Annotated in this window: 6 protein-coding genes and 1 pseudogene; 6 read left to right on the top strand and 1 reads right to left on the bottom strand. The window is 62.1% G+C overall.

Annotation, left to right across the window (positions count from 1 at the left end):
- From NKI73_RS33285 to NKI73_RS33265, 5 genes and pseudogenes are all read left to right on the top strand, one after another.
- A partial coding sequence (locus NKI73_RS33285; protein WP_352636268.1) for an NUDIX hydrolase occupies positions 1-878 on the top strand: 878 nt, incomplete at its 5' end.
- Positions 879-943: 65 nt separating this feature from the next.
- A pseudogene (gene nadA, locus NKI73_RS33280) lies at positions 944-1917 on the top strand (quinolinate synthase NadA).
- Positions 1914-3455 carry an L-aspartate oxidase gene (locus NKI73_RS33275; RefSeq protein ID WP_352636267.1) on the top strand — a complete coding sequence of 514 codons (1542 nt, stop codon included), beginning with the start codon at positions 1914-1916 and terminating at the stop codon, positions 3453-3455. The pseudogene nadA and the gene NKI73_RS33275 overlap by 4 nt, the downstream one beginning before the upstream one ends.
- Positions 3455-4336 (top strand): carboxylating nicotinate-nucleotide diphosphorylase, encoded by an 882-nt coding sequence (nadC, locus tag NKI73_RS33270; RefSeq protein ID WP_352636265.1) that lies wholly within the window; start codon positions 3455-3457, stop codon positions 4334-4336. The genes NKI73_RS33275 and nadC overlap by 1 nt, the downstream gene beginning before the upstream one ends.
- Positions 4337-4387: 51 nt before the next feature.
- Entirely contained in the window at positions 4388-4588 is a 201-nt protein-coding gene (locus NKI73_RS33265) for a hypothetical protein (protein ID WP_352636263.1), read from the top strand.
- Here the strand turns inward: NKI73_RS33265 and NKI73_RS33260 are convergent.
- Positions 4579-4752, bottom strand: a complete 174-nt coding sequence (locus NKI73_RS33260; protein ID WP_352636262.1) for a hypothetical protein — start codon at positions 4750-4752, stop codon at positions 4579-4581. The genes NKI73_RS33265 and NKI73_RS33260 overlap by 10 nt on opposite strands.
- Positions 4753-4931: 179 nt before the next feature.
- On the opposite strand from NKI73_RS33260, the gene NKI73_RS33255 reads away from it, so the two are divergent.
- Positions 4932-6404 carry an NAD-dependent succinate-semialdehyde dehydrogenase gene (locus NKI73_RS33255; RefSeq protein ID WP_352636260.1) on the top strand — a complete coding sequence of 491 codons (1473 nt, stop codon included), beginning with the start codon at positions 4932-4934 and terminating at the stop codon, positions 6402-6404.
- Positions 6405-6420: the final 16 nt, after the last annotated feature.

The raw sequence follows: 6420 nt of genomic DNA, 5'->3' as shown, positions 1-6420 counted from the left end.
CCGTCAATGACGGTGAACCAGCGGTTCTCACCATCGGGCAGGGGGATTGCCTGCCCTCGGGGCCGTTCGCGCTGGAGCATCGATCGCTGCAGTCGGGTCTTAGGGCGTGGGTCGAGCAGCAGACTGGTCATCCCCTCGGCTATATTGAGCAGCTCTATACGTTCGCTGATGGCGACCGCGCCGACGGGCGCCAGCAGCGCGTCATTTCCATCAGCTATCTCGCTTTGACCCGGAAGGAACATGCCACCGGCGCATCCGCCTGTGCCTGGCGGAGCTGGTACGATTATTTTCCGTGGGAGGACCACCGCCTCGGAACACCGAAACTGATTGCGGATGTTTTGAAGCCGCGTCTGCTTGCCTGGGCGGCCGATGCCAAGCAAACTGCGACGCGCAGTGAGCGACGGCGGCGGGCTGCCATTGCTTTCGCGTTCGAGGACCGGCCCTGGAATGAAGAGTTGGCGCTCCAGCGCTATGAGCTGCTTTACGAGGCGGGTCTGGTGGCAGAGGCCACCCGCGACGAATGGTCGATCGCATCCGACTCAACAGCCGGGACAACGATGGTTGCTGACCATCGCCGCATCCTGGCCACGGGCCTTGCGCGCTTGCGCTCGAAGATCAAATACCGGCCAGTCGTCTTCGAGCTGATGCCGCCGGTGTTTACGCTGCTGCAGCTGCAACGGACCGTGGAAGCCCTGGCAGGCCGGCTGATCAACAAGCCTAACTTTCGCCGGCTCATCGAGCAGCAAGAACTGGTCGAGGAGACTGGCGAGACGTCTCTGGATACGGGCGGGCGCCCGGCCAAGCTCTATCAGTTTCGCCATGTCGTGCTGGACGAAACTGCCGTTGCGGGGACAAAATTGCCTCTGGCCCGGGGTTGACACGCTTATAGTCAACCTAGATATATACCCCTTATAGTCGAATGGATTATAAACGGGAGGCGCCGGTGAGCGGGACGATACCTTCGGCCGCGTCCCTGTATCAGCGCGTCCAGCGCATCATCCCCCAGTGGAATGGGCGGCTTTCAGCGATGACGTCGAGGCTATTCTCGAGCTCAAGCACGAGCGCAACGCCGTCATCCTGGCCCACAACTATCAAACCCCCGAGATTTTCCACTGCGTCGCCGACATCGTCGGCGACAGCCTGGCGCTGGCCCGCAAGGCAATGACCGTCGATGCGGACATCATCGTGCTCGCCGGCGTGCATTTCATGGCTGAGACGGCGAAGCTCCTCAATCCGGACAAGACGGTGCTCATTCCGGATCTCAGCGCGGGCTGCTCGCTGGCCGACTCAATCACGGCGGACGACGTGCGGCTGATGCGGCAACGCTACCCTGGCGTGCCGGTCGTGACCTACGTCAACACGTCCGCCGCCGTGAAGGCCGAGTCGGACATCTGCTGCACCTCCGGCAACGCTTTGGCTGTGGTGGAGTCGCTTGGCGTTGAGCGGGCGATCATGCTGCCCGACGAATACCTGGCCAGGAACATCGCGGCACAGACTTCGGTCGAGATCATCGCCTGGACGGGCCATTGCGAGGTGCATGAGCGCTTCACGCCAGCCGACATTCGCGAGCTGCGCGATGCCTACCCTGGCGTTACCGTGCTTGCCCATCCCGAATGCCCGCCGGAAGTTGTCGCGGTTGCGGATTTCGCCGGCTCGACCGCAGCGATGTCGGACTATGTCGGACGGCACAAGCCTGCGCGCGTCGTGTTGATGACCGAATGCTCGATGAGCGACAACGTCGCCATCGAGCACCCCGACGTCGAGTTCGTGCGCCCCTGCAATCTCTGTCCGCACATGAAGCGTATCACGCTCGCCAACATTCGCACGGCGCTGCAAGAAACCCGCCACATCGTGACCATCGATGCTCGAGTGATTGATGGTGCTCGGCGTGCGGTCGAGCGGATGCTTGCCGTATGACGCCAGAGGTCGGCGACATCAGGGGAGCGCCCGTGATCATCGGCGCTGGCGTTGCCGGGCTGATGACCGCGCTTCATCTGGCGCCGCATCCCGTTTACCTTCTGTCCCCGACGCGGCTCGGGACCGAGGCCGCCAGCATGCTGGCGCAAGGCGGGCTGGCGGCAAGCCTCGGCGCTGACGACAGTCCAGACCTCCATCTTGCAGACACGCTTGCTGCAGGTGATGGCCTCTGCGACGAAAGTGTGGTCAGACGCGTTGCGAATGCGGCGGACCGAGCCATCGAGAATTTGATGGACTTGGGCGTCGCCTTCGACTGCTCGTGGGACGGGACACTGCGGCTCGGGCTCGAGGCAGCGCATTCCCGTCGCCGGATCGTCCATGCCGGGGGTGACTCTACGGGCCGCGAGCTTGTACGCGCGCTCATCATCGCTGTGAGGCGAACGCCTTCGATCACAATTCTGGAAGGCATGGAAGCCCGCCGGCTCATTGTGGAAAATGGTGCGGTCAGCGGCGTTGTGGCGGCAAAAGGTGGACAGGCGATTATATTTCCGACGCGCCGCGTGGTTCTTGCGAGCGGCGGTATCGGCGCCCTGTTCAGAGACACGACCAATCCGGCCGGCTCATTCGGGCACGGCCTGGCGCTCGCCGCATGCGCCGGTGCAGAACTCGCCGATCTGGAATTCATCCAGTTCCACCCGACGGCGCTCGACGTTTCGCATCGGCCTATGCCGTTGGTGAGCGAAGCGGTCCGCGGCGAAGGCGCAGTCCTGATCGACGAGTGCGGGCACCGCTTTCTATGCGATACGCCTGGCGGCGAGCTGGCATCGCGCGACGTCGTGGCACGGGCCGTATGGCAGCAGCTTGGCACCGGACATCGTGTTTACCTTGATGCCCGGCAGTCCCTCGGCCAGAAGTTCGCCAAGCGCTTCCCAGCTGTGACCCGGCATTGCCGGGACGCCGGAATCGATCCGGCAGTCGAGCCCATCCCGGTGCGCCCGGCGGCACATTATCACATGGGCGGCGTGGCCGTGGATGCCGCGGGCCGCAGCACGGTGCCGGGCTTGTGGGCTTGCGGTGAGGTTGCCTGCACCGGTCTGCACGGGGCGAACCGGCTTGCCAGCAACTCGCTGACCGAGGCCGTGACGACCTCGTTGTGGGTCGCGCAAAGCGTAGCTGCCGCTCCTGCAGGCTGGCAGTGGCCAAGGCTTGTCGCAACGTCACCCCCGCGGCCCGACCCCTCCTCCGTTCGCCACGCGGTCTCTAATGGGCTCGGTGTTATACGGGACGGGCAAGCACTATCCGACACCGTGGAAACGCTGCTGCCGATCGCGGTTCGCAACACTGGCGCTTCCGATCCCGCCTTGATCGCGCTGATGATCGCCATTGCAGCGCTTCGACGCGAGGAAAGCCGCGGCTCGCATTACAGGTCGGACCTCCCCACACGCAGGGCGCAGGCCCGGTCTTCGCGCTTGACCTTCGCCTCAGCAATGACGGTTGCGGCCGAACTTAGTCTGCGGCCCGCGGAACGGAGTGCCTGATGACGTCACCTCCACCTCTTCCCGGTATCGTAATCGAGCCGATCGTGCGTAGCGCTCTTCTGGAGGATCTGGGAAAAGCCGGCGATCTCACGAGCGATGCCATTGTGCCCTTTGACTGCAAGGCCACCTTTGCGTTCAGAGCCAGGCAGTCTGGCGTTGTTGCCGGTCTTGATCTGGTAGCCTACGCGTTCATGCTTGTTGATCCGTCGATCGACATTCGTTTTGGACGTCTGGACGGCAGCAGGATCGCGGCTGGTGAGACCATTGCAAGGGTGAGTGGACCGGCGCGTGGAATGCTTGCGGCCGAGCGTACAGCGCTCAATTTTCTCTGCCATCTCAGCGGCATTGCGACGGCAACGGCCGAGATCGTCGAGGCGGTGCGCGGTCAGAAAGCACGGATCGTCTGCACGCGAAAGACGACGCCCGGCCTCCGCGCGCTGGAAAAATACGCCGTGCGCGCCGGCGGCGGCGCCAACCACCGCTTCGGGCTGGATGATGCGGTGCTCATCAAGGACAATCACATCGCCATTGCCGGCGACATCCGCACGGCCATTGAGCGCGCGCGCGCCGCCGTCGGGCATATGGTCAAGGTCGAGGTCGAGGTCGACACGCTCGACCAGCTCGAGATCGCACTAGCCGCCGGGGTCGACGCCGTACTGCTGGACAATATGTCCGTCAAGCAACTCACCCGGGCGGTCGCAATGGTCGACGGCCGCGCGACCACCGAGGCCTCGGGGCGCATAACGCCGGCAACGGCACCAGCCATCGCGGCAACGGGGGTCGACCTCATTTCTGTTGGCTGGCTTACGCATAGCGCGCCCATCCTCGACATCGGCATGGATGTGCCGGTCGAAGCATGCATCCAAAAACATCTAAACTGATGAGAGCGTGCTCAATTTCAGGAGCAATCTATGCAGGGTGGGAGACGTACGATGATCGACAAGGGACTGAAATCCGACCGGGCCAAGGCGCTTGCCTTCATCAGCGCAATGCTCAGCGAGCTGAATCAGATCGCGGGGTCTCACAGGCTGCAGTTCCTAGGATACCTTCTGGAGATGGCGTATATCGAGTCGTACGACATGGTCCGCAAAGAGCGCTCCCACCATCAAAGCAAGGCCATAGATCAGGGATAGCCCTGCTGAACTGAGCGCTGCGGCAGCTTCAAATCTGACCTCGGCACTTCTATTTCCGCAAAAAAGACGCGCAGTGCTCCAGCGCGTTCACGGGCGGTTGGACTGCAAAAACCAGTTGGAATATCTGACAGCGCGGCGGCCCTCCAGTGCGCGAGCAACGACATGGATTCGATCTCCTTGTTTCGAGAAATGGTCGGACTGTTTCGCACAACTGACATCAGTTTCGGCTGAGTGGATTCGAGTGGGTCTAGTGGCCCCTCACTGAGGCCCTATGCGAAACCATAGGCCAGCGGATAATCCAAAAAGTCGTGTGACACGCCAATTGCATCGAGGAGGATTCGCGTTGCCCTTGTACAAGCCAATGCTTCGCCACCTGAAAACGCGCGAGCTGTTCGGAGCCATTGACCGGGTGCCGGCTCTTGGCATGCTGGTAAGTGAGCGGACCTTCGAGGTACTAAATCCTTCGACCGGCGAAGTGCTGGCGGAACTGCCCGACATGGGTGTCGAGGAGACGCGCGCGGCGATTGACAAAGCTTATGTGGCGCAACCTGAATGGGCCGCACTGACCGCGCGCGAGCGCAGCGACATCCTCTGGCGTTGGCACCAACTGATCGTCGACCACACCGACGATCTTGCAGCGATCCTCACTGCGGAGATGGGCAAGCCGCTAGCCGAAGCGAAGTCTGAGGTGGCGCATGCGGCCGCATATCTGCAATGGTACGCCGAAGAGGCTAATCGCATCTATGGTGAGACGATCTCGCCGCCCTCTACAGACCGTCGCATGCTGGTGATCAAACAGCCGATCGGCGTCGTTGGAACGATCACGCCCTGGAACTTTCCGGCTTCAATGGTTGCGCGCAAGATCTCGCCGGCTCTCGCCGCCGGCTGCACCATCGTGCTCAAACCTGCTGAACAGACGCCCCTCGTGGCAGGTGCAATGTTTGCTCTGGCCCATCTTGCCGGCTTTCCCGAAGGCGTCGTCAACCTCATCTACGCCTCCGAAGGCAATACGGTCGGCCGCGAACTCTGCTCCAACCCCAAGGTCCGCAAGATCAGTTTCACCGGTTCGACCGAGGTCGGCCGATTGCTCATGCGCCAGTGCTCGGACCAGATAAAGAAAGTCGGTCTAGAGTTGGGTGGCAATGCGCCTTTCATTGTCTTTGATGATGCCGACGTCGATGCTGTCGACGGTGCGATCCAGGCCAAGTTTCGCAATGCCGGCCAGACCTGCGTTTCCGCCAACCGGCTTTACGTCCAGTCGGGCGTTCATGACGAATTCGTCGCCAAATTCGTGGAGCGTGTCCGTGAGCTTCAGGTCGGCGACGGCTTCGATCCAGGTGCCGCCATCGGTCCGCTGATCGACGGGCATGCACTGGCCAAGATCGAACTTCACATTGCCGATGCCTTGGCCAAAGGTGGCGCGATCCGATGTGGCGGCGGCCGGATCGGCAGCGATGGCAACTTTTTCCAGCCGACGATCCTCAGCAACGTCGCAAGGGAAATGATCGTGGCGCAAGAAGAGACCTTTGGACCCTTGGCGCCGATTATCCGCTTCGAGGATGCTGATCAGGCCGTGCGTGAGGCCAACGATACGATATACGGCCTCGCCGCCTACTTCTATGCTTCAAACCTGAAGCGTGTCTGGCGTGTGGCCGAGGCGCTGGAATATGGCATGGTGGGGATCAACACAGGACGCATGTCCTCAGAAGCCGCGCCTTTTGGTGGGATAAAACAGTCCGGCATCGGGCGGGAAGGTTCCCGCCACGGCCTCAAAGACTATCTTGAAATGAAGTACCTCTGCATGGGCGGCATCTGAGGCGGCGGGCGGCGAT

Source organism: Mesorhizobium sp. M0496 (assembly GCF_040321205.1).
Taxonomy (GTDB): Bacteria; Pseudomonadota; Alphaproteobacteria; order Rhizobiales; family Rhizobiaceae; genus Mesorhizobium.
Note: the sequence above shows the minus strand (reverse complement) of the source record. Positions and strands in the feature narration are given on the sequence as shown.

Bases quoted from the DNA above. Each gene is read 5' to 3' on its own strand.
- NKI73_RS33275 (WP_352636267.1), top strand. From the start codon at position 1,914: ATGACGCCAGAGGTCGGCGACATCAGGGGAGCGCCCGTGATCATCGGC.
- nadC (WP_352636265.1), top strand. From the start codon at position 3,455: ATGACGTCACCTCCACCTCTTCCCGGTATCGTAATCGAGCCGATCGTG.
- NKI73_RS33265 (WP_352636263.1), top strand. From the start codon at position 4,388: ATGATCGACAAGGGACTGAAATCCGACCGGGCCAAGGCGCTTGCCTTC.
- NKI73_RS33260 (WP_352636262.1), bottom strand. From the start codon at position 4,752: ATGTCGTTGCTCGCGCACTGGAGGGCCGCCGCGCTGTCAGATATTCCA.